Origin of the sequence: Flavobacterium sp. N2820 (assembly GCF_025947285.1) — a bacterium.
In the GTDB taxonomy this organism is placed as follows: Bacteria; Bacteroidota; Bacteroidia; order Flavobacteriales; family Flavobacteriaceae; genus Flavobacterium.
The window spans coordinates 2,190,507-2,213,149 of the sequence record NZ_CP110008.1; the positions used below are offsets into that span (position 1 = coordinate 2,190,507).

The following is a 22,643-nucleotide window of genomic DNA, read 5'->3' on the forward strand; positions in this document are numbered from 1 at the left end:
AACAAAATATTACATTATGAAATACCATCAAATAGACCGCGATTTGTACATTAAGAACAGAGCAAAATTCACGGCTCAAATGAAACCTAATAGTGTTGCGGTTTTTAATTCAAACGATATTTATCCGGTGAGTGCTGATAGTACTTTACCCTTTGCACAACACAGAGATATTTTCTATTTATCGGGTGTGGATCAAGAAGAAAGTATTTTATTGCTTTTTCCAGATGCGCCTTACGAACATTTGAAAGAAATTTTATTTTTAAAAGAAACCAACGAACATATTGCGATTTGGGAAGGTGAAAAACTTACCAAAGAACGAGCGTTTGAAGTTTCTGGAATTAAATCGGTGATTTGGTTGCAAGATTTCCACAAAACGTTGAAAGAAGTTATGGCGTATGCTGAAACAATCTACATCAACACCAACGAACATTACAGAGCTGTTATTGAAACAGAAACTCGTGAAGCGCGTTTTATCAAATGGTGGAAAGAAAATTATCCAGCACACAAAGTAGAAAAATCAAATCCTATTTTACAAAGATTGCGTTCGGTAAAAGAAAGCGAAGAATTGGATTTAATCCAAAAAGCATGTGATATTACCGAAAAAGGTTTTAGAAGAGTGTTGCAATTCGTAAAACCAAACGTTATGGAATATGAAATTGAAGCTGAATTTGCGCATGAATTCTTAAGAAATCGTTCGAAAGGTTTTGCTTACACGCCAATCATTGCTTCAGGTAATAACGCGAATGTATTGCACTATATCGAAAACAACCAACAATGTAAAGCTGGCGATTTGATTTTATTAGACGTTGGTGCAGAATATGCTAATTATTCAAGTGATATGACACGTATGGTTCCGGTTTCGGGTCGTTTTACGGATAGACAAAAAGCGGTTTATCAAGCGGTATTAAATGTGAAAAACGAAGCTACAAAAATGTTGGTTCCAGGCACATTATGGAAACTATATCATGTAGAAGTGGGCAAAATCATGACTTCTGAATTGCTTGGTTTAGGATTAATCGATAAAGCCGATGTGCAAAACGAAAATCCAGATTGGCCAGCGTATAAAAAATATTTCATGCACGGTACTTCACACCACATGGGATTAGATACTCACGATTACGGATTATTACACGAACCAATGCAAGCCAACATGGTATTCACAGTTGAGCCAGGAATTTACATTCCGAAAGAAGGTTTTGGTATTCGTTTAGAAGACGATATGGTGATTCAAGAAAATGGCGCAGCATTCAACTTAATGCGCAATATTCCGATTGAAATTGAGGAAATTGAAGCGATAATGAATGCTTAATTAATTTAAATACTATTAAAAACTTTAAAATGTTAATCGGTTATTTTGACTATTTAATTATTGGCATTCTAATCTTTCTGAATATTAAATTCTGGGAGAAGAATTTTAATTTTAAAGAAGGTTGTTTGATTTCAATTGGGCTATTTGGATTTATTTTGCCAATAATTTCTATTATTATAGAATTACAAAGAGTAAAATTAAATGGTGGTTGGATGGATGGATTCGAAGTCATATATACATACCTAAGATTTCCGACATATTGGATAATAGGTTTTTTACAATTAATTATTTTAAAGATAAAAAATATACCTTAAAACTTTGGCTTGCAGAAATGTGAGCCGTTTTTTTTAGGAACACAGATTTAAGAAATTTTTAAAATTTATATAATTTCTTAAATCTGTGTTCCTAAAATATTAAACCAACGGAATCACTTCCACAACCATTTCATTCCCGGCTTTGTCATAATAACTGCAAGTCATTTTATCCATCACTACAATCCATTTTTCAACACCCGATTTGGCGCAATCGTTTAAAAACGTCATGTAATCGGTGTTGCCTTGTTGGTGCGATTTTAAGTCGGATTTGAATTGCTCAACGTTACTTTCATCAGCAATAGTTAAGGTTTCTGAAAAGCCCTCTGAAGCAATTTGAAAATCATTGGCACCATAATAATGGGTATGATTGTCAAATACAAACGTTTCGAAAGAAGTAACACCAAGCGCAATAATGTCTTGCATGTATTTTGGAAAATCGGCACCGCTTTTTACTTTGGCGTGCGCTTCATGGATTTGTTGGATGGTGAACATGAGAGAATAATTTTATAGTGCTAAAATACGTTTTTTTAACAAACTTGCATTACAAAGAGCCGATTTCAGCATGACAAACAAAACGAAAAAACTTTGGTTCCGAAGTTTCGAAATTTGCGTTTAAACTCTACCTTTGCCTATATGAAAACCACGAACTTCAAAAACACTAAAATCAGTTACACCGAACAAGGAAAAGGAACGGCTGTGGTTTTATTGCATGGTTTTTTGGAAAATCAATCGATGTGGAAGGCGTTTGTTCCTGAATTGGTTAAAAAACACCGTATCATCACTATCGATTTATTAGGTCATGGCGAAACAGAATGTCTAGGTTATGTCCACACGATGGAAGACCAAGCCGATATGGTGCATCATGTGTTGCACGAATTAAAAATCAGGAAAGCGGTTTTGATTGGACATTCGATGGGTGGTTATGTAGCGTTGGCTTTCGCCGAATTGTATCCTGATAACGTCAAGGGAATTGTGTTGCAAAACTCTACTTCAAGAGCTGATAGCGACGAACGAAAAGCAAATCGTGACCGTGCTATTGTGGCGGTGAAGCAAAACTATTCGGCTTTTATTCGCATGAGTATTGCCAATTTATTTAGTGAAGACAATCGTGAACGTTTAGCGGATATTATCGAAGAAGTGAAATTAGAAGCTTTAAAAACGCCACTTCAAGGTATTGTTGCGTCATTAGAAGGCATGAAAATTAGAAAAGACCGTGAAGTCATTTTGCATTTTGCGCCTTATCCAATTCAAATCATTTTAGGCAAAAAAGATCCCGTTTTAAATTACAATGAAAATATAGAACAAATTGAAGGCACGCAAGTACAACTCACTACTTTTGAAGACGGTCACATGAGTCATTTTGAAAATCAAGCGGAATTATTGGCGGTTTTGAATGGATTTTTGAAAAAGGTTTAGTTATTTAACCGCAAAGCACGCAAAGTTTTTTCGCAAAGTTCGCAAATAATCAAAGCCATAAATTTCAGAGGTTCGCAGGATTTTAAATCTGTTGAAATCCTTTAATCCGTGGCAAACTATACCTTTTCCTTAAACGGAATTTCAGCATTAAAAATTTCTACAATCAACGTTTCTAATTCTGCTTTAAAATCTTCTAAAATTTCGGTTGAAATCGCTAATTCGGTGTCTTTTCCTTTTCCTAATCCGAATGGCAAAAAACCACTTTTCATATTTTTAAACGAAATAATTCCGGCTGAAACTTCTCGGTTTTGTTTCAATTCATGATTTTCAAACATCAACGCGTAACACAACAACTGAATAATTTTTTCGTTTTTAATATCGGAAGTCAAATCGGTGAAATCGTTAATTTTTAAACTATTGCCGAGTACTTTTCCCGTTTTATAATCGATGATTCGGATGGCACCGTTTCGTTCTTCGATTCGGTCAACTTTACCTGCAATTTTTATTGGAAAAGGCAACGATTTTAGTTCAATTTCACAAAATAAACTCGCTTCTAACAATACTACTTTTATGGCTTGACCTTCTTCGATGTCTTTCTTTTCCAATTGAAGAAAATTGTAAACATTTCGTTTCGCTACTTCAAAAGCTAACAAGTTTTTCCCTTTGGTAATCTCGCCTTCTTTGTAAATTTCTTTGAAATGTTTTAGAATGACCTCGTCAATTTTTGTTTCCATCGCTTCAATATGATGCAAAGCCAAAAACTGATTCAAATAGGGCGTATACAATTCTTCCAACGCATTGTGAATGATAGTTCCCAATGTATTTACCGCAATGTTTTCTTCCACTTCATCGGCTTCATTAATACGTAAAATGCGTTGCATATAAAACTGTAACGGATTACGAATATAATTCGTTAAAGACGATGGCGAAAATCCTTTATCGGTTGCGATTTCGTGCAAACGCGTTAGAATTTTATCCGTTTTTGGAATAGTTACGGGTTCATATGCCTTTTCGGGTAAAACAGCGTTATAAATCGTGCTTGAAATACTATGCTTTGGTTGTTTCTCGATTTCTAATTGGGTAATAAAACGACTTTTTTCACCGGCATCGATTCCTTCGTTGTCGGTGTTATAAAGCAACCAAACGTTTTTCGCGCGTAACAACAGATGATAAAAGTGATAGCAATAAATCGCATCTTTTTCTTTGTACGTAGGTAAGCCTAATTCTTTCTTTACATCATAAGGAATGAATGAATTCTGCGATTTTCCAGCTGGAAACTTACCTTCATTTACCGATGTGATAATCACATTTTCAAAATCCAATACGCGGCTTTCTAAAACCCCCATCACCTGAAGACCACTCAAAGGTTCGCCTTCGAAAGAAACTTCCGCTAAATCGATGATTTGCTTGTAAATTGCCTGAAGTGATTGCAGACTTTCGATTTGATTATAGGTTTCATGATAATTGGTTAATTTATTAATGGTTTTAAAAACCGAATACACAAAAGCTTTCGTCACTTTTTCTTCGGCATCGTCATTGCTTAAATAGGATTTTATGGTGAGTAATATCGCTTGTAAATTTGCTAAAATATCGGAAATCGAATCCTCCCAACGAGTGAACAACAATTGGAAGAATTTGTTTTCTGAATTTGGATATTTTTCTTCGTATAAACTAAACAATTTTTGGTTGGAAAAGAATGTAAAATTGTTATTGTTAATCACTTTTACCACTTCTTCTACTTTGCAATAGGGTTCTACCAAAGGATGATTTAAAACATCTAAAACTTCTTTGTAGTAAAATGTGTAGCTTTTTTCATTACGTTGTTTGGCATTAGTATGCAACTTGAACAACTTGCTAATCAACAATTGCGCAGGATTATTTTTACTTGGATACCCCATCGTAATATTCAACGCATCCACCGATTCTGGCAAACCATATAAAACAGGTAGCAACAGGTTTTCATCGCCTAGAACAACTGCTGTTTTCTCTAAATTTGGGTTTTCAGATTGAATTTTTTCAATAATGGTTCCCACAATTTTGGCTTGACCAATGCTTTTAGGCGTCCCAATAATTTCAATGTTTTTAGCTTCGCTGAAATGATTTACAACCCATTCAAAATCTTGATTAACAAATGGTTTCCATTCTTTTTTAAACTTTCTAATGAACAAGCCCGCATCATGATAGGAATCATTTAGAAAAACTTCATCTATATCCCAATAAATTTTAGCTTTATTCTCGTTTGCTAAATGTTTAAATATTTTTTCTTCCGCTTGATTTAAGGCGTTAAACCCTGCAAAATAGATTTGATTGGTAATTGTTGCGGTAAACGAACCTAAATTTTTAACTGCTTCTCTATATAACAACCCTTGGTAACCGATTCCTTTTTGTAATAAATGATTATAAAAAGATTCGTAATATAAAGGTAATTTAGCCCAAAACTCTAAATGTGTGTCGATTAATTTGGTAGTATTTGACGGTTCTAAATTCCATCGTTTTAAAGCTTCAATATCTTTTAGATACGAAAACACATGATTAGGTGATAATAAATACCTATCGATCTCATTAAAATCTTGAATAGCTGTTTTTGCCCAAGTGGCAAATTCTTCAAACGTTTGTTGTTTGGCTTTTTCTGTAATTAAAAGATAGACTTCGTAGAATTCAAATAACAATTCAATAGGATCAATCGTGCGCAAACCTGAAATTTCCTGAATAAAATCTTCAATACTAATTATATTAGGCGCAAAAGAAGTGGTTTCTAATTGATTTTTCAAGCTTTCTAAAAGAAACACTTTAGCTCTTTTATTGGGTAAAATAATCAAACAATTCGACAATTGAATATCGGATTGTGATAAAATGTTTTGGCTTAATTTTTCTAAAAAAGTAGTTGAATTCATTTTATAAAAATAAAAAAACGCCCCGATAAATCGAGGCGTTTCCTAATATATTTTTGAAAGAAATTATTTTACTAATTTCACTTCAACTCTTCTGTTGTTTGCTTTACCTTTTGAAGTTTTATTAGAGTCAATTGGATATTTTTCTCCAAAACCTGTTGCAGATAATCTATCAGCAGAAATACCATTTTCAATTAAGTATGCTTTAACAGCATCAGCTCTTGAAGCAGATAATTTTTGGTTCATTTCTTCAGAACCATCACTATCAGTATGTCCTTCAATAGAGAACTTAGCAGATGGATACTCTTTTAAGATAGCAGTAATAGCTTGTAAAACTGGGTAAGTTTGTTTTTGGAAAGTTGATTTTCCAGAATTAAACAAAATTGTTTTAGCGTAATCGTTTAATTTTTTGATTGCTTCGTCAGAAACTTCTGGACAACCATTATTAGCTACAGTTCCAGCTACAGTTGGACATTTGTCATCTTTATCAGCTACACCGTCTCCGTCTGTATCAGGCCAAGGACAACCAGCGTTTTCTTTAGCTCCTTTAACAGATGGACAATTGTCATCTTTATCAGCTACACCGTCTCCGTCTGCATCTGGACAACCTTTCATGATTTTAGTTCCTTTAACATCAAAACACTCATCTTCTGAATCGATGATTCCGTCTCCGTCAGTATCAGGACAACCATTGAATTCAGCTAAACCAGCAACATCTTGACAAGAATCTGCTGAATCTTGGATTCCGTCTTTATCAGTATCAGGACATCCTTTGAATTCTGGTAAACCAGCAACTTCAGGACAAGCGTCATCTTTGTCATAAATTCCATCATTATCTGTGTCTTTACCTCCAAATTTGAAAGTTAACCCAGCAAAATGTTGAATGTGAGATGGAACATCAAAATCAGCTACTCTAGTATCATCAAATGAATGTTTGTAAGTAGATTGGAATTGTAATCCAACACCTTCTGTTAACCAGAAAGTTAAACCTAAACCTCCATTAACTGTACCAGCAGAAGCATCACCAAAGAAAGTATAACCTCCACCAACGTGAGCAGATGGCTCTAACCACTTAGATTTTAATAATTCCATGAAGCTATACTTAACTGTAGCATCAACTCCGTAGTAAGATAAATCACCTGGATTAGATACCATGTCAGTAGATTGTGTTCCCGGAACTCTAGAAACCCATCTATCAATTTTGTTTACAGATCCTGTTAATCCAAAAGAAAAACCATCTCCAACGTACTTAGATACGCTTAAATAAGATACTGAAGGCAAAATATTCCAATTTTCTTTAGCATTTGCTAATTGAATCCACTTTGGACTATCGTTCCCTGCAGCACTAACTTTAGTGTCAACTCCGTTTACCCCAAAAGACACTGCCCATGGGTTGTTGTTATCTTGTGCTTGCGATGTTAATCCAGCAAACAATAAAGCAACAGCAAATAATTTGTTTAAATGTTTCATACTTATTTATTTAATTACAATGCGTTATAATTGGAACAAAAGTACTATTTTTTTTTAACTACAAAAAGTTTTGTTAAAAAAAAACGTTTTTTTGTCGGATTTTACTTGACTATGCCTAATTCTTGTCCTACTTCGGCAAATGCTGCGATTGCTTTATCTAGATGTTCTTGTGTATGTGCCGCTGATAATTGCACACGAATTCGAGCTTTATCTTTAGGAACAACTGGAAAGAAAAATCCTATTACATAAATCCCTTTTGCTAAAAGTTTTTCTGCCATTACTTGCGATAACTTAGCGTCATACAACATTACTGGAACAATAGCCGAATCTCCATCAATAAAATCAAGTCCTGCTTTTCGTATCCCAGCTTTAAAATAATTTGTATTCCATTCTAGTTTATCTCTTAGAGTAGTGTCTTTTTCTAATAATTCAAAAACTTTTAATGAAGCTCCTACAATTGAAGGGGCTAACGAGTTAGAAAACAAATATGGACGCGAACGTTGACGCAAAATTTCAATTACTTCTTTTTTAGCTGTTGTATAACCGCCCATTGCTCCACCAAGTGCTTTTCCTAAAGTTCCTGTTATAATATCTACACGGCCCATAACCCCTTTTGCTTCTAATGTCCCTTTTCCTGTTGCTCCAATAAAACCGGCAGCATGACATTCATCAACCATCACTAAAGCATCGTATTTATCGGCCAAATCACAAATTTTGTCTAATGGAGCCACTAATCCGTCCATTGAAAAAACGCCGTCAGTTACTATAAGTTTGAAACGATGACCCGCTTCGGTAGCTTTCTTTAATTGATTTTCTAAATCTTCCATATTGTTATTTTCATAACGATAACGTGCTGCTTTACACAAACGAACCCCGTCGATAATGGAAGCATGATTTAAACTATCAGAAATAATGCAGTCTTCTTCTCCTAATAAAGGTTCGAAAACGCCACCATTGGCATCAAAAGCGGCTGCGTATAAAATGGTGTCTTCTGTTCCGTAGAAATTTGCGATTTTTTGTTCTAATTCTTTGTGAATATCTTGTGTCCCACAAATAAAACGTACTGATGACATTCCGAAACCATGAGAATCCAAAGCATCTTTCGCTGCTTGAACCACTTCTGGATGTGAGGAAAGTCCTAAATAATTATTGGCACAAAAGTTTAAAACTGTTTCACCAGTCGAAATCGTAATTTCTGCTCCTTGAGGTGAAGTAATAATGCGTTCTTTTTTAAATAATCCGTTTTCTTGAATCGTATTTAATTCGTTTTGTAGGTGTTGTTGGATTTTTCCGTACATATTATTGTTGTTTGTTGTTATTAGTTTATGGTTACAAAGTTACTATTTCTATACTTTCACCTATGTATATTAATACTTTTTTTGCAACCGTGTACTTCATTTCTTGCAAAGCCAATTCATATTCTTCTAATTGCGCTTTGTGTTTATTGTGTTTTTCTCCTGTTTTATAATCTAACAAATACGCCATATTATCTTTAATTACAACTCTATCTGGTTTTATGTTTTTAAATGCTTTTTTAATGATATTTTGCTCATTGAATACTTTGGCATCCGCATCAAAAAACGGAATCAATTCTTCATGAAGCACAATTTTCGTTATCGTTTCCTTAAAAATTTGATATTGAGAAAACGTAATCAATCCCAATTCGGTTGCTTTTTGAATGGATAAATCCACATCTCCTATCGTATGAATAAACGCCATTATTTCATGCAAAATATTTCCAAAATTAATCGCATCTTGTTGCACAGTTCCCCACATTAAAGCTTCGCGTTGTGCAATTTTGATGTTTTTTGGATTTAATTTATGCTTTACAATACCAATTTGATTGTTTTTACCTTCGTGCGCTTTGTTGGTTGAAATTCGGGATGGATTTCCGAATTCGTATTCCAATTTTGTATCTTCATATTTGCCTGAATTCTGCAAAAATTCAATAAAATAGTACGATAAATTATTAGTAACCAAATCGCCTTTTTTGGTCAATAATTTATTTGAAATTACATACAATTGTTCTTCAGCTCTAGTTAATGCTACGTACAAAACGTTTATGGTATCTAAAACTTCTTCTTGATTTTTGGTTTGAAAAATGGTTTTGGCTTCGTTTCCGTAACTTTCAACTTCTTTTTTGTTATTGATTAACGCTTTTGGTAAATCAATGTTCGAATCTTCAAGCGGAATCCATAATTTGTCTTTAATTTTTCTCGAAAAATCTTCTTCGGCAAACGGAAAAATGACCACAGGAAATTCCAATCCTTTTGATTTATGAATCGTCATGATACGAACTGCATTTGTTCCTTCTGGAGATGGAATGCTTTTTTGGTAGCCAATTTTGTCCCAATACTCCAAGAAATCAGCAATACTCGATTGCACTTTTACATCTTTTTCTAATACCAAATCCAAGAAATATTGCAAATACGAAGTATTCACTTTATCATTTAAAAACGTCGCTATTAAAATTTCGACAGCTTCATACAAGGATTTTTTCTTGCAATTTTTGAACGAAATTTCAATTCCGATGTTTTTCAAAAAGGATTCTAATTCTTCTGCGTTTTTATCTTTTGCAGCTACAATAAAATCATGAATTGCTATTTCCGATTGCAAATATTTCGCAATAAAATACAAGAAATAGACTTTTGATTCGTCGTCTTTTGGATTTTTTAAATAACGAAGCAACGCAATCAACAACTTCACTTCGGTCGCATTTTGAATCAATAACGTTTCCGAAGATAAAATCGGAACACTGTTTTCGGTTAAGAAATTCGCTAACTTAATTCCAGGTGCTTTTGTTCGCGTAAGCAACACGATATCTTTATATTCAAATCCGTTTGAGATACATTTTTCAATCGTTCTTAAGGTTTGATTCAAATAAAATTTATCTTTTATTGTAATCGAATCATTATCCGAATCAAAACCTTCAACTTCGGTTTCATCTTCTGGCACTTCGATAAACGACAAGTTCACATAACCACCTTTTTTAGAATTGAATTCTTGATGCGAAAGATTCTCATACAGATTTTTATAATCTTCATTCAGAAATTTAGTAGCTAATTGCTTGAAAAACCCATTGTTAAACTCAATTACTTCGCTATAACTGCGGTAATTTGTTCCCAAACGAAGCGTTTCTTTGTCTTTATTAGAAAACGGATTATACTTTTTGTCTTCTTTTGCTAAATCGATAAATTGTTCCGCTTTTCCACCACGCCAACGGTAAATGGCTTGTTTTGGATCACCTACCAACATCAACGTCCCTTGTTGACCAAAATCGTCTTGACCTGATAAAGCGTTATCAATTAACGGAATTAAATTTTGCCATTGCATCACCGAAGTATCCTGAAATTCATCGATAAAATAATGACGGTATTTTTCACCCAAACGCTCGTAAATAAAAGGCGCTGGCTGGTTTTGAATTTCGTTGTGAATAATTTTATTGAAATCGGAAATCGAAACTAAATTTTGTTCTTCCTGAATTTGTTTGAACTCCTGATAAATGGTATTTAGTAACGAAAGCGGATTTAAGTTTTGCAGAAAAGCTTCGTACATTGAAATTTTTCCTAGCTTATCATAAATTGATTTTAATTGCGATACAATTTCATCAATAATCGACTCAATAATAGCAACATCTTTAGCCGATTTTAAAACCTTAATATCATCAGAAGAAAAATATTTTTTTTGTGAGTCTTTCAACTGATTAGACTCAATGTTATTCAAATGATCATTGAAATACTTTGGAAAAGAACTTAAACTCGCGCCATTTGATTCAATAAAATGCTTGATTTTTTTTCCATCTTCGCTAGTTTCGACTTTTAATTGCTTAATTTCTTCTTGCAATTTCTTTTTGATTACGCCAAAATCATCCAAACTTTTATCGGACATTTCTTTGATTTCTTCCGAATTGTTTTCGTTGGTAATCAATTGGGCAACCTTTAATAATTCGGCCGAAATATCCCAATTTTTATCGTCGTCAGTTTTTTCTTTTGAAAATTCGATTAATAATTTGGTTAGATTTACATCATCACCCGCTTTAGAAATCACCAAATCGATGGCTTCTTGTAAAAGTGAATCCGTTTCTAATGAAACTTCAAAATTGGGTGGTAAATTCAAATCTTGTGCAAACGTTCTGATAACTTTGTGCGTGAATTTATCAATCGTAGAAATATCAAATGCCGCATAATTGTGAATGATATTCTTAATAATTGCTTTTGATTTATCTTTTAAAGTAGCAAGACTTAATTGGGTTTCCGAGGCAACATCTTTTAGCAATTCCATCGCTTTATCAGAAGTAGAATCAATGGAAAACTCGTACAAACTCGATACAATTCTGCTTTTCATTTCTTCAACCGCTTTATTGGTAAACGTAATGGCAAGAATTTTTCGATACGCATCATCATTCGTAGCCAAGAAAAGAATTTTTAGATATTCTTTTGTTAGCGTGTAGGTTTTTCCGGAGCCAGCCGAAGCGTCGTATATGGTAAAAGCAGTTGTGTTCAAATGTTATATTTATCTTAATAATAGTGCTATAGAAACTATCTATTTTTGATTCCGAAGTTTAATTTGTAAATTTGGTGAAAATATTACTAATCTAAAAATAAAATATTATGGCTTTTGAATTACCACAATTACCTTATGCATATGATGCATTAGAACCACATATTGATGCTAGAACAATGGAAATTCACCATTCAAAACATCACAATGCTTACACTACAAATTTAAATGCTGCTATTGCAGGAACGGATTTAGAAGGCATGACTATTGAGAACCTTTTAATCAACTTAGATCCAAACAATGCAGCAGTTAGAAATAATGGTGGAGGTTTTTACAATCACAATTTATTTTGGACTGTTATGTCGCAAAACGGTGGTGGTTTACCAACAGGTGAATTAGCAGAAGCAATTGAAAGAGATTTCAAATCGTTTGAAGAATTTAAAGCGCAATTTGCTAAAGCAGCTGCAACTCGTTTTGGTTCTGGCTGGGCTTGGTTGTGCGTACACAAAGGAGGAAAATTAGAAATTTGCAGTTCGGCTAATCAAGACAATCCATTAATGCCAGGGATTGGTTGTGGAGGAACACCTGTTTTAGCACTTGACGTTTGGGAACATGCTTATTATTTAAACTATCAAAACCGTCGTCCTGATTATGTTGAAGCTTTTTTTAACGTGATTAACTGGACAGAAGTTGCAAGAAGATACGCAACAGAAAAATAGAAATCACTATTATAGTATAACTAAAAAGCCGAAGAGTATGGCGACTCTTCGGCTTTTGTTGTATTTTACCAATTTGTGTTTTGAAAATAAAAAAGGTGAAATTGCTTTCACCCTTTTTGCCCCAAATCTACCATAAAACTTAACCTACTAATTTTCTGGTTTAACTAAATTATGGTAAGATAGTATGCAAGCATAAAAAAATTGTTAAACAACACAAATAATCGATGAACTACACTTTTTGCAGTATTAAACACCTTAAAAATGAAACTTTTACAATGAAATTAACATTTTTAAAATAAAAAAAAGGGAGAAATTGCTTTCACCCTTTTTGCCCCAAATCTACCATAAAACTTAACCTACTAATTTTCTGGTAGAGCTAAAGTATATCGAGATATTATTATTTTATAAAAAAATTGTTAAACGAAATAAAAAGTCGATGAAATGCACTTTTTAATAGGCGCGAGCATCTTTTCCTTCATAAAAATTCATAAAAGCACGGTTTACAACTCTATTTCCACCATTGGTTGGATAGTCTCCTGTAAAGTACCAATCTCCTAAATTCTTAGGACAAGCAATGTGTAAATCAGCTACTGTTTGATAAATGATTTTTACTTCAGCATTTGTGCCTTCAGGTGTAAGCATTTGTGCAATTTTATCAGAAATTTCTTGATCCGTGAATGGTGCATAGATTTCTTTTACATAATTCACTACATCAGCATCATTAAAGTCTTCTTGTGCTTTTGATTTTTGGTATACTTCTTCTACAATATGATATAAATTGCGCTCTTTCAACAAATCTAAAGCCGCTCTAAACGCAACTAATCCTTCTAATTTAGCCATGTCAATTCCGTAACAATCTGGGTAACGAATTTGAGGTGCTGAAGAAACCACAACAATTTTCTTAGGATGCAAACGATCCATCATTTTAATGATACTTTGCTTTAAGGTAGTTCCTCGTACAATACTATCATCAATAATTACCAAATTATCGGTTGGTTTTACTACACCATACGTAACGTCATAAACATGCGCAACTAAATCATCGCGACTGCTATCTTCGGTGATGAACGTTCTTAATTTGGCGTCTTTAATCGCGATTTTTTCAGTTCTAATTTTAACCGAAAGTAATTCTTTCAATGAATCTTCCGTTAAGGTATCTTTTTGCTCGATAATCATTTTTGCTTTTCGCTGATTTAAAAAATCTTGAGCCGCTTCAGACATTCCATAAAAAGAAGTTTCTGCTGTATTTGGAATAAACGAAAAAACCGTATTATCCGTATCGTTATCAATTGTTTTTAAAACACTTGGAAAAATTAATTTTCCTAATTCTTTACGCTCTCTGTAGATTTCGGCGTCGCTTCCACGAGAAAAATAAATGCGTTCAAATGAACAAGCTTTTTTGATTAAAGGTGTTCTGACTTCTTGAATGGAAACATTTCCATTTTTCTTGATAATGATGGCACTTCCTGGTGTTAATTCTTGTACTTTTTCGAAAGGCACATTGAAAACCGTTTGAATTACAGGACGTTCCGAAGCAACCACCACAATTTCATCATCTTCATAGAAATACGCTGGACGAATTCCGGCAGGATCGCGTAATACAAATGAATCGCCATGACCAAAAAGTCCAGCCATTGCATATCCTCCGTCAAAATTACGAGAAGCACGTTCTAAAATACGTTGCACATTTAATCGTTCACCAATAATTGGGGATGCTTCTTGTTTAGAAAATCCTTCCAACTTGCATTGTTTGTATAATTCAGTAACTTCATCATCTAAGAAATGTCCGATTTTTTCCATTACGGTAACAGTATCGGCCATTTGTTTTGGATGTTGTCCTAAATCAATTAAGTTTTGAAATAACTCTTTAACATTAGTCATATTGAAATTACCAGCAACAATTAAATTACGATGCATCCAATTGTTTTGACGTAAAAAAGGGTGAACACTTTCAATACTATTTTTGCCGAAAGTTCCATAACGAACGTGACCTAAAAACACTTCTCCTAAATACGGAATATTTTGTTTTTGAAGCGCCACATTGTTTTGATATTCTGGATGTTCTTCTAACTCGCGACTGATTCTATCGTTAATTTGAGCAAAAATATCCTTAATAGGTTGCGGGTCGTTAGAACGAATACGGCTGATGTATCTTTCACCTGGATTTACATCCAATTTAATACTCGCTAAACCAGCTCCGTCTTGACCGCGGTTGTGTTGCTTTTCCATAAGTAAATACATTTTTTGTACACCATAGAAAGCGGTTCCGTATTTTTCTTTATAAAATTCTAACGGTTTTTTTAATCGTAGTAATGCAATTCCACATTCGTGTTGTATAGCGTCACTCATAAGTTGTTGTGTTATTGTAGGTTGTTGTAATTCTTATTCTTTTTGAAACAAAAAATGCCCCGAAATTTCGAGGCACGTTTTTATTCTTCTAATTCGATTTCAAATTGCGTTAATGCTTTGAATTGTAGCAAACGCGCATTCACTTCTTTTTTATCTAAATTTTCCATTCTTTCTGTTCCAAATTTCTCCACACAAAAAGAGGCTAAGTTTGAACCATGAATAATTCCGTTTTTCAAGTTGTCAAACGAGATATTTTCAGATTGCGCAATATAACCTGCAAAACCACCTGCAAATGTATCACCAGCACCTGTTGGATCAAACACTTCTTCTAGTGGTAATGCTGGAGCAAAGAATACGTCTTTGTTGTGAAACAATAACGCTCCATGTTCTCCTTTTTTGATAACCACATATTTTGGTCCCATAGTATGGATTTTAGCCGCTGCTTTTACCAAAGAATATTCTCCAGATAACTGACGTGCTTCTTCATCATTGATTGTGATTACATCAACACGTTTGATAACGTCTAATAATTCTGGCAACGCACAATCCATCCAAAAGTTCATTGTATCTAAAACAATCAACTTTGGCTGTTCGGTCATTTGATTTAAAACGCCTGATTGAACTATTGGATGTAAGTTTCCTAATAAAACTACATCTGAATTTTTATACGCTTGAGGCACAACTGGATTAAAATCGGCCAAAACATTTAATTCTGTAATTAAAGTGTCACGGGAATTTAAATCGTTGTGGTATTTTCCACTCCAAAAGAATGTTTTTCCTCCTTTTACGATTTCAATTCCTTCGATATTTACTCCTTTATTTTCTAATAAATCTAAATATTCCTTTGGAAAATCTTCTCCTACTACAGAAACTACTGCTGCATCTACATTAAAAAAATTAGACGCTAAACCAATATAAGTTGCAGCTCCACCTAAAATTTTATCTGTTTTTCCGAAAGGCGTTTCAATAGCATCAAAAGCTACTGTTCCTACTATTAATAGTTTGTTCATTAAATTGAATTTGAAATAAGGTGCAAAGATAATCTTTTAGTTGCAGAGTTGCAAAAGGTTATAAGCTGAAAGTTTTCATCTTTTCTACAACAACTTTCCTTCCTCTCTTTCATAAAACTCATCAATCGATAATTTGCTTTGTTGCGAAGCCATAACAGCTAATTCATCGCAACGTTCATTTTGAGGATGACTGTTGTGTCCTTTAACCCACTGAAAATCGACTTGGTGTTTGCGATAGATTTTTAAGAAACGAATCCATAAATCAGGATTCTTCTTGGCTTTGAAGTTTATTTTTTCCCACTGAAAGACCCAGCGTTTTTCTACTGCATCCACCACGTATTTAGAATCAGAAACTACTAAAACTTTTGTTTTTGGTGTTTTTAATTTTTCTAAACCGACAATTACTGCTAACAATTCCATTCTATTATTGGTCGACAATCGAAAACCTTCGTAAAATTCTTTTTTATAAGGCGTTCCTACCATTTCCATCACCACGCCATAGCCAGCCGGACCAGGATTTCCCTTGGCAGCGCCGTCTGTATATATGTGGACTTCGTGTGACATTTTAGATTTTTTGATTGTTGGCTTATTAGATTCCTTAAGATATAGAAGTGTGATGTTTGACTTTCTAAGAAGTCTAAAAATCTAATCTTGTAATAATCCTCCTATTACTTCAGGAAAATGCTGATGTTCTAATTCGTGTATTTTATTCGCAATTTCTTCAGCCGATTTGCAATCTTCGATATTGACTGATTTTTGAAAAATAAATTCGCCTTCATCATAATGTTCGTTTACATAATGAATGGTAATTCCGGTTTCTTTTTCATTATTTTCCAAAACCGCTTGATGCACATTCATCCCATACATGCCTTTTCCACCATATTTTGGCAATAACGCAGGATGAATATTGATCACTTTTGGGTATTCCTTTAATATAGACTCGGGAAATTTTAGAAGAAATCCAGCTAAAACAATTAAGTCGGGATGATACTGTTGTAATTTTTCCAATACAAAACCTTCATTTAATTGGCTTTTTGAAAAAACCACTGAAGGAATGTTATGATTTTTTGCTCTATCTAACACTTTGGCATCTGGTTTGTTAGAAAAGATAGCGACTACCGTTCCTTGGTTATTTTTTTTAAAATACCTGATTATTTCTTCGGCATTTGAACCGTTTCCGGAAGCAAAAAGCACAATATTTTTCATTTCTTATTGATTTCTTCCCACAAAAAAAAGAATAATATTTGGTAAAAAATAAAAAAAAGAAGCCTTTATGAATTATTTTTTTTAAATTCGTAGTCATATTTAGTAACAAAAAGGTTGTTTTAAAATAAAGTTTTTTATTTTTGCCAACAAATTAAATTAAAAATTAAAAGATTATGTCAGACATTGCATCAAGAGTAAAAGCGATTATCGTAGACAAATTAGGTGTTGACGAAAACGAAGTTGTAACAGAAGCAAGCTTCACAAACGATTTAGGAGCTGATTCATTAGACACTGTTGAGCTTATTATGGAGTTCGAAAAAGAATTTGATATTCAAATTCCAGACGACCAAGCTGAAAACATTGCTACTGTAGGTCAAGCTATCTCTTACATCGAGGAAGCTAAAAAATAATATCTAAGGCATCCATGAGAGGAAACTTTCATGGATGTTATTATTTTTTACTTTCAGTTTTAAATCTTTTTAGTAAGATTTTGCAAACATTGATTGTATTACAATCATAAAATAAAAAAATATGTAATACCCATTGTTTCTTTTAGTTATTATTAAAAGCACTATGGGTTTTTTTATATCAATTGAAAATTAAAAACTATGCAATTAAAGCGTGTTGTTGTAACCGGTCTTGGGGCATTAACTCCAATCGGAAATAATATCCAAGAATATTGGGAAGGTTTAATTACTGGAAAAAGCGGTGCTGCTCCAATAACTTATTACGATACTGAAAAACATAAAACCAAATTTGCTTGTGAGGTTAAAAACTTCAACATTGAGGATTATATGGATCGTAAAGAATCTCGTAGATTGGATAAATTTGCGCAATATGCCATTGCTGCCAGTGACGAAGCTATTAAAGATGCTGGAATTACAAGTGAAAACGTTAATAAACAACGTGTTGGTGTAATCTGGGGAGCTGGAATTGGTGGTTTAGAAACGTTCCAAGACGAAGTAATGTATTATGCTAAAGGTGATGGAACACCAAAGTTTAATCCATTTTTTATCCCTAAGATGATTGCCGATATTGCTCCAGCTCATATTTCTATGAGAAATGGCTACATGGGTCCAAATTATACAACTGTTTCGGCTTGTGCTTCTTCTGCAAATGCCTTGATTGATGCATTTAACTATATTCGTTTAGGAATGTGTGATGTAATTATTTCAGGTGGTTCTGAAGCAGCTGTAACTATTGCAGGAATGGGCGGATTTAACTCAATGCATGCCTTATCAACTAGAAACGATAGTCCAGAAACAGCTTCGAGACCTTTTGATGCAACTCGTGATGGGTTTGTTTTAGGTGAAGGTTCAGGCGCATTAGTTTTAGAAGAATATGAACATGCAAAAGCACGTGGTGCTAAAATATATTGTGAAGTTGGCGGTGGTGGAATGTCATCTGATGCCTACCATTTAACCGCACCACATCCTGAAGGTATTGGCGTTATTGCCGTTATGGAAAACACGTTACGTGATGCTGGAATGACACCTGAAATGGTTGATCATATCAATACACACGGAACTTCAACGCCTCTTGGAGATGTTGCTGAGTTGAAAGCTATTAGCCATGTTTTTGGTGATCATGCTAAAAACATTAACATCAATTCTACAAAATCAATGACAGGTCACTTACTTGGAGCAGCTGGTGCTATTGAAGCTATTGCTTCTATCTTAGCCATGAAAAACAGCATTGTTCCTCCAACGATTAACCATACCACGGTAGATGAAAACATTGATCCTTCATTAAATCTAACTTTGAACAAAGCACAAAATCGTGAAATCAAAGTTGCTATGAGTAATACTTTTGGTTTTGGAGGTCATAATGCGTGTGTTTTATTTAAAAAATTAGAAGACTAATTACATGCGTCGTTTATTCAAAAAAATAACAAAAAATTCCCGTTCTCCAGAAGACGGGATTTTTTTTGAAAAAATCACCAAAATTCTTGGTTTCGAACCTAAAGAATTGAAATATTACCAAAAAGCCTTTACACATCGTTCTACAAATAAAATTGACGATAAAGGAAACCCGTTTAACTATGAACGATTAGAATTTCTTGGCGACGCCATGTTAGGAAGCGTGATTGCCGCTCATTTATACAATGAAGTACCTTCGGGAGATGAAGGTTATTTGACAAAAATGCGTTCTAAAATTGTGAGTAGAGAACACTTAAACGAATTAGGTCGCGATTTTAATTTGGTCAGTTTTGTAGAAAGTAAAGTCAATTCGAGTCAGTTTGGCGAAAATATTCATGGAAATTTATTTGAAGCATTCATAGGAGCCATTTATTTGGATAGAGGATTTGAATATTGCGAGAAATTTATTCGTACAAAAATCATCAAACAATATGTTGATATTGCCAAATTAGAAGGAAAAGTAATTAGCTACAAAAGTTTAATTATCGAATGGTGTCAAAAAGAAAAAATTTCTTTTGCATTTGATTTTGTGGAAGATAACGGCATTGAAGGGCAAAAATATTTTGGCGTGAAATTGATAATTGACCAAAAAATTATTGCTCGAGCAAGAGCAACTTCAAAGAAAAAAGCAGAAGAAAAAGCATCACAAAGAGCCTATTTTGCCTTGCAAGAAAAAATTTCTCAAAAATAATTCAATACTCAAACGTTTGAGTTACTAAATTAACGTTAAGAACAGCTAAACTGTTAAATTCTAACCGATTTTAATACTATATTTACAATCTAATTGTGAAAAAATGGCAATTCATAAAATTCAAATAAACGATTTTATTTCAGATGATTATGAGTTAATTGCAATTCATTCAACTTTAGAAGATTACAAATTGGCTTTTTTATTGAATAGCGTTTTGGGCACTCAGCTTAAAAAAAACAATTCAAATATCGAAATCGCAATTCCGGAAGGAAAAAGCTCGTTTGGTAATTTTTTATTTGATGATGATAAAAACGATGTTGTTTGGAGTTTAATAGAAAACAAAACCACCATTTTAACTTCTAAAAACAAGGCTTCCCAACTGTTTGACAATGTAGAAATAACTGTTTTTTTATTACCCGAATTTAAAAAAGCTGACTATCTCTTAAAAATTGAAAACATTGATCATGACTTTGATGAAGATGAAATGATTGAAAAAATTTTATCTATAAAAAACATCACCACCGTTTATACCATTGACACAACCAACTTAAAATCTAAAAATAATTTAATTTTTTAATAAAATGCCAACGAATAAAAAAACTAAAATTGTAGCTACACTAGGTCCTGCCTGTAGTTCAAAAGAAGTAATAAAAAATATGATTGATGCTGGAGTTAATGTCTTTAGAATTAACTTTTCTCACGCAGACTACACAGATGTTTCTGAGCGAATTAGTATCATTAGAGAATTAAACGAGGAATTTGGCTATACTACTTCAATATTAGGCGACTTACAAGGGCCTAAACTTCGCGTAGGAGTTATGAAAGAAGATGTTGTGGTAAGCAAAGGAGATATCATTACGTTCACCACTGCCGAAGATATTTTAGGAACTGCTTCTAGAGTATACATGAACTACAAAGAGTTTCCAAAAGATGTAAATCCAGGAGAAAGAATCTTATTGGACGATGGTAAATTAATTTTTGAAGTTACCAAAACCGATAAAAATACCGAGGTTGAAGCCGTAGTTGTTCAAGGAGGTCCGTTAAAATCTAAAAAAGGAGTTAACTTACCTAATACAAAGGTATCGTTACCCGCTTTAACTCAAAAAGACATTAAAGACGCTATTTTTGCTATAGAAAATAAAGTAGATTGGATTGCGCTTTCATTTGTGAGAACACCAAAAGACTTAGAAGAATTACAAGATTTAATTGCAAAACATTCAGATCATAAAATTCCAATTATTGCCAAAATTGAAAAACCAGAAGCCGTAGAAAACATCGACAAAATTGTTGCTTTCTGTGACGGATTGATGGTTGCTCGTGGTGATCTAGGAGTAGAAGTTCCTGCGGAAGAAGTTCCGTTAATTCAGAAAAAACTAATTCATAGAGCAAAAACAGCTCGAATTCCAGTAATTGTGGCCACACAAATGATGGAAACTATGATTACAAGCTTAACACCAACACGTGCCGAAGTGAACGACGTTGCCAATTCGGTAATGGACGGAGCTGATGCAGTGATGTTATCTGGTGAAACTTCCGTAGGAAATTATCCTGTAGAAGTAATTGAAACAATGACACGAATTATTGAAAGTGTAGAAGATTCACCATTAATTAAAGTACCATTAACACAACCGCATGTAAGAACAAAACGTTTTATTACAAAATCAATTTGTTATCATGCTGCAGTTATGGCCGATGCAATTAATGCAAAAGCAGTAACCACTCTAACAAATTCGGGTTACACTGCATTTCAAATTTCAGCTTGGCGACCAAAGTCACATATTTTAGTATTTACATCTAATAGAAGAATTTTAACACAATTAAACCTTTTATGGGGTGTGAGAGCTTTCTTTTACGACAAATTAGTAAGTACTGATGACACTATCGAAGACATTAATAAAATATGTTTAGAAAAAAAATACGTTAACAAAGGTGATATGTTAATCAATTTAGCTGCCATGCCAGTAGTTGATAAAGGAATGGTAAACACTTTGAGGGTTTCTGAAATAGAATAAGCTCACTTTATAGAATAAAAAAACGAGTGCTAAGAAATTTAGCACTCGTTTTTATTTTATCATAGTTGTGATTTTGAGCTCGATTCAGAATCTCTCCACTTGAAATCAAATTAACTAGAAGCTGAAATAGAAGATTCTACGTAGTTAAACGAGTTCAGTTTAACAAACGTTGTCGTTTAACTATTGAGTTAGTTTTAAGCTGCTATTTTTTCAAAAGCAATAAAGTTTGTTACTTCTCCTTTGTGATTAAAAACAGGAAAACCTTTGATGTGACATTTATATAACGAACCGTCTTTGCAGTAATTAATAACATTTTTTTCAAAAGGAACTTTATTAATAATCGCTTGTCTTATTTCGCTACTTACTTGTAAATCGGTTTCTTCACCTTGAAACATTTTTGGAGACTTTCCAACAATTTCGTTTGGAGTATATCCGTTCATTTTTTTGATGTTTTTGGTTGCAAAAACAATTTTCAACTGCGCATCAGTAACCACAATTACCGTCTTATCTTGTAGGTTTTCTTTAAAATCCCAAACTGATTTCCATTGGTTTTTAGTTGCAATTTGGTTTAATGAATTCACATCATTAATTAGCGCATTGGTTTGAAATAAAAATTGTGAATAAATATCCCAAGACACCAAAGGCATTCCAATAATTGCTGCCGTATTGTGTTGCTTTGCGAAAGCAGCGTCATACACTTTAAACTCCATATTCGATACTATTTTTGTCAAAACTAAAAAGAAAAACAAATCAACAACGATTTAAAATGAACTTTAACGCTTGTTTAAGTGGGGAGAATTTAAAAAATCAATGACTTAGCTCAATTTTTAAAACATT

Annotated in this window: 18 protein-coding genes; 8 read left to right on the plus strand and 10 right to left on the minus strand. The window is 33.5% G+C overall.

The window, feature by feature from the left end:
• Positions 1–16: 16 nt before the first annotated feature.
• Positions 17–1,309, plus strand: coding sequence for an aminopeptidase P family protein (locus tag OLM52_RS10390; protein ID WP_264548441.1), 1,293 nt, complete (start codon positions 17–19; stop codon positions 1,307–1,309).
• A gap of 413 nt (positions 1,310–1,722) precedes the next feature.
• Here the strand turns inward: OLM52_RS10390 and OLM52_RS10395 are convergent, their stop codons facing one another.
• Positions 1,723–2,115 (minus strand): DUF1398 domain-containing protein, encoded by a 393-nt coding sequence (locus OLM52_RS10395; protein ID WP_264548442.1) that lies wholly within the window; start codon positions 2,113–2,115, stop codon positions 1,723–1,725.
• Between the two features lie 141 nt (positions 2,116–2,256).
• Here OLM52_RS10395 and OLM52_RS10400 point away from each other — a divergent pair, with 141 nt between their 5' ends.
• The gene (locus tag OLM52_RS10400) at positions 2,257–3,039 is read left to right on the plus strand and encodes an alpha/beta fold hydrolase (RefSeq protein ID WP_264548443.1); all 783 of its coding nucleotides are present in this window, start codon (positions 2,257–2,259) and stop codon (positions 3,037–3,039) included.
• 116 nt (positions 3,040–3,155) lie between these two features.
• Here the strand turns inward: OLM52_RS10400 and OLM52_RS10405 are convergent, their stop codons facing one another.
• The 4 genes from OLM52_RS10405 to OLM52_RS10420 form a co-directional block, all read right to left on the minus strand.
• Positions 3,156–5,933, minus strand: a complete 2,778-nt coding sequence (locus OLM52_RS10405) for a PD-(D/E)XK nuclease family protein (protein ID WP_264548444.1) — start codon at positions 5,931–5,933, stop codon at positions 3,156–3,158.
• A gap of 63 nt (positions 5,934–5,996) precedes the next feature.
• Entirely contained in the window at positions 5,997–7,400 is a 1,404-nt protein-coding gene (locus tag OLM52_RS10410; RefSeq protein WP_264548445.1) for an OmpA family protein, read from the minus strand.
• Positions 7,401–7,501: 101 nt separating this feature from the next.
• On the minus strand, positions 7,502–8,698 hold the full coding sequence (kbl, locus tag OLM52_RS10415; RefSeq protein WP_264548446.1) for a glycine C-acetyltransferase: 1,197 nt from the start codon (positions 8,696–8,698) through the stop codon (positions 7,502–7,504).
• 31 nt (positions 8,699–8,729) lie between these two features.
• Positions 8,730–11,903: a UvrD-helicase domain-containing protein gene (locus tag OLM52_RS10420; protein ID WP_264548447.1), complete on the minus strand. Its 3,174-nt coding sequence runs from the start codon at positions 11,901–11,903 to the stop codon at positions 8,730–8,732.
• Positions 11,904–12,010: 107 nt separating this feature from the next.
• Here OLM52_RS10420 and OLM52_RS10425 point away from each other — a divergent pair, with 107 nt between their 5' ends.
• Complete coding sequence (locus OLM52_RS10425; RefSeq protein ID WP_264548448.1) at positions 12,011–12,619, plus strand: superoxide dismutase; 609 nt, start codon at positions 12,011–12,013, stop codon at positions 12,617–12,619.
• Positions 12,620–13,069: 450 nt separating this feature from the next.
• Here the strand turns inward: OLM52_RS10425 and OLM52_RS10430 are convergent, their stop codons facing one another.
• From OLM52_RS10430 to purN, 4 genes are all read right to left on the minus strand, one after another.
• The gene (locus OLM52_RS10430; protein WP_264548449.1) at positions 13,070–14,968 is read right to left on the minus strand and encodes an amidophosphoribosyltransferase; all 1,899 of its coding nucleotides are present in this window, start codon (positions 14,966–14,968) and stop codon (positions 13,070–13,072) included.
• Between the two features lie 80 nt (positions 14,969–15,048).
• Positions 15,049–15,978, minus strand: coding sequence for a PfkB family carbohydrate kinase (locus tag OLM52_RS10435; protein WP_264548450.1), 930 nt, complete (start codon positions 15,976–15,978; stop codon positions 15,049–15,051).
• A gap of 84 nt (positions 15,979–16,062) precedes the next feature.
• The gene (rnhA, locus tag OLM52_RS10440) at positions 16,063–16,542 is read right to left on the minus strand and encodes a ribonuclease HI (protein WP_264548451.1); all 480 of its coding nucleotides are present in this window, start codon (positions 16,540–16,542) and stop codon (positions 16,063–16,065) included.
• Between the two features lie 81 nt (positions 16,543–16,623).
• Positions 16,624–17,184, minus strand: coding sequence for a phosphoribosylglycinamide formyltransferase (gene purN, locus OLM52_RS10445; protein ID WP_264548452.1), 561 nt, complete (start codon positions 17,182–17,184; stop codon positions 16,624–16,626).
• Positions 17,185–17,357: 173 nt separating this feature from the next.
• On the opposite strand from purN, the gene OLM52_RS10450 reads away from it, so the two are divergent.
• The 5 genes from OLM52_RS10450 (at position 17,358) to pyk (ending at position 21,806) form a co-directional block, all read left to right on the plus strand.
• The gene (locus OLM52_RS10450; RefSeq protein WP_007137004.1) at positions 17,358–17,594 is read left to right on the plus strand and encodes an acyl carrier protein; all 237 of its coding nucleotides are present in this window, start codon (positions 17,358–17,360) and stop codon (positions 17,592–17,594) included.
• A 198-nt stretch (positions 17,595–17,792) separates the two neighbouring features.
• Entirely contained in the window at positions 17,793–19,046 is a 1,254-nt protein-coding gene (gene fabF, locus OLM52_RS10455; protein WP_264548453.1) for a beta-ketoacyl-ACP synthase II, read from the plus strand.
• A gap of 4 nt (positions 19,047–19,050) precedes the next feature.
• On the plus strand, positions 19,051–19,794 hold the full coding sequence (gene rnc, locus OLM52_RS10460) for a ribonuclease III (protein ID WP_264548454.1): 744 nt from the start codon (positions 19,051–19,053) through the stop codon (positions 19,792–19,794).
• Positions 19,795–19,897: 103 nt separating this feature from the next.
• On the plus strand, positions 19,898–20,371 hold the full coding sequence (locus tag OLM52_RS10465; RefSeq protein WP_264548455.1) for an IPExxxVDY family protein: 474 nt from the start codon (positions 19,898–19,900) through the stop codon (positions 20,369–20,371).
• A gap of 4 nt (positions 20,372–20,375) precedes the next feature.
• On the plus strand, positions 20,376–21,806 hold the full coding sequence (gene pyk, locus OLM52_RS10470) for a pyruvate kinase (protein WP_264548456.1): 1,431 nt from the start codon (positions 20,376–20,378) through the stop codon (positions 21,804–21,806).
• Between the two features lie 194 nt (positions 21,807–22,000).
• On the opposite strand, the gene OLM52_RS10475 is transcribed toward pyk, so the two are convergent.
• Complete coding sequence (locus OLM52_RS10475; RefSeq protein WP_264548457.1) at positions 22,001–22,516, minus strand: PAS domain-containing protein; 516 nt, start codon at positions 22,514–22,516, stop codon at positions 22,001–22,003.
• Between the last annotated feature and the right edge of the window lie 127 nt (positions 22,517–22,643).

Coding starts and splice junctions, on each gene's coding strand:
- rnhA (WP_264548451.1), bottom strand. CDS start 16,542: ATGTCACACGAAGTCCACATATATACAGACGGCGCTGCCAAGGGAAAT.
- purN (WP_264548452.1), bottom strand. CDS start 17,184: ATGAAAAATATTGTGCTTTTTGCTTCCGGAAACGGTTCAAATGCCGAA.
- OLM52_RS10425 (WP_264548448.1), top strand. CDS start 12,011: ATGGCTTTTGAATTACCACAATTACCTTATGCATATGATGCATTAGAA.
- OLM52_RS10450 (WP_007137004.1), top strand. CDS start 17,358: ATGTCAGACATTGCATCAAGAGTAAAAGCGATTATCGTAGACAAATTA.
- OLM52_RS10430 (WP_264548449.1), bottom strand. CDS start 14,968: ATGAGTGACGCTATACAACACGAATGTGGAATTGCATTACTACGATTA.
- OLM52_RS10465 (WP_264548455.1), top strand. CDS start 19,898: ATGGCAATTCATAAAATTCAAATAAACGATTTTATTTCAGATGATTAT.
- OLM52_RS10390 (WP_264548441.1), top strand. CDS start 17: ATGAAATACCATCAAATAGACCGCGATTTGTACATTAAGAACAGAGCA.
- pyk (WP_264548456.1), top strand. CDS start 20,376: ATGCCAACGAATAAAAAAACTAAAATTGTAGCTACACTAGGTCCTGCC.
- kbl (WP_264548446.1), bottom strand. CDS start 8,698: ATGTACGGAAAAATCCAACAACACCTACAAAACGAATTAAATACGATT.
- OLM52_RS10405 (WP_264548444.1), bottom strand. CDS start 5,933: ATGAATTCAACTACTTTTTTAGAAAAATTAAGCCAAAACATTTTATCA.
- OLM52_RS10475 (WP_264548457.1), bottom strand. CDS start 22,516: ATGGAGTTTAAAGTGTATGACGCTGCTTTCGCAAAGCAACACAATACG.
- OLM52_RS10400 (WP_264548443.1), top strand. CDS start 2,257: ATGAAAACCACGAACTTCAAAAACACTAAAATCAGTTACACCGAACAA.
- OLM52_RS10395 (WP_264548442.1), bottom strand. CDS start 2,115: ATGTTCACCATCCAACAAATCCATGAAGCGCACGCCAAAGTAAAAAGC.
- OLM52_RS10435 (WP_264548450.1), bottom strand. CDS start 15,978: ATGAACAAACTATTAATAGTAGGAACAGTAGCTTTTGATGCTATTGAA.
- rnc (WP_264548454.1), top strand. CDS start 19,051: ATGCGTCGTTTATTCAAAAAAATAACAAAAAATTCCCGTTCTCCAGAA.
- fabF (WP_264548453.1), top strand. CDS start 17,793: ATGCAATTAAAGCGTGTTGTTGTAACCGGTCTTGGGGCATTAACTCCA.
- OLM52_RS10410 (WP_264548445.1), bottom strand. CDS start 7,400: ATGAAACATTTAAACAAATTATTTGCTGTTGCTTTATTGTTTGCTGGA.